Source organism: Calidifontibacillus erzurumensis (assembly GCF_013303125.1).
In the GTDB taxonomy this organism is placed as follows: domain Bacteria; phylum Bacillota; class Bacilli; order Bacillales; family Bacillaceae_J; genus Calidifontibacillus; species Calidifontibacillus erzurumensis.
Genome location: NZ_JABTTE010000070.1, coordinates 1 through 763, shown reverse-complemented (window position 1 = coordinate 763; position 763 = coordinate 1). Strand labels below are relative to the sequence as shown.

At 40.0% G+C, this 763-nt stretch carries 1 protein-coding gene; it reads left to right on the top strand.

What is annotated here, in order from left to right; all coding sequences use genetic code 11:
* The coding region (gene istA, locus HR057_RS16830; RefSeq protein WP_173732661.1) for an IS21 family transposase at positions 1-763 on the top strand (763 nt) is incomplete at both ends.

Here is a 763-nt window from a genome sequence, read left to right as displayed (position 1 = left end):
TGCCGATGGAGAAGTTCCTTTAGAATCACTTCCAGTTTCTAAAAAAGGAATGATGTACAATAGTGAATTTGGGGAAATCGTAGATTGTTGGTTAGAGGAAGATTTAAAGCTTAAGAAAAAAGATAGAAGAACGAATAAAAAGATATATGAGGATTTAAAGAAAGAGTATGGCTTTAAGGGATCTTATCGAACGGTATGCGATTATATTCAACATCGAAAGCCCCTCATTAAAGAGGCAAAAACGAAGAGATACGAACGCTTGGAACATCCACCTGGAGAAGCACAAGTGGATTTTGGAAATATGACCGTCGTGAAGGATGGTGCTTATAAGGATATTAAATTATTAATCATGAGTTTCCCATATAGTAATGCAGGGTTTGCTTACCCCCTTCCAGCTGAAAACTCTGAATGCTTTTTAGAGGGACTAAAGAACTTGTTCCATCAAGCAGGGGGTGTACCGACCTATATAAGAATTGATAATCTAGCAGCTGCTGTTGTTTCGATTGGGAAGGGGGAAGAAAGAACCTACACCGATTCCTTTCTACGATTTCAAGCCCATTATGGATTCGAAGTGCAAGCGTGTAATCCAGCAAGTGGGCATGAGAAGGGAAACGTGGAAAAGAAAGTGCATTACACTAGAAATAACTTCTTCACTACCTATCCAATCATGGAGAACTTTTCTCAACTGGCAGAATGGATACAAAAGGAGATGGCGGCGGATCGGGAGCGTCCTCATTATGAGAAAGAGGTTTCTATTCAGGAA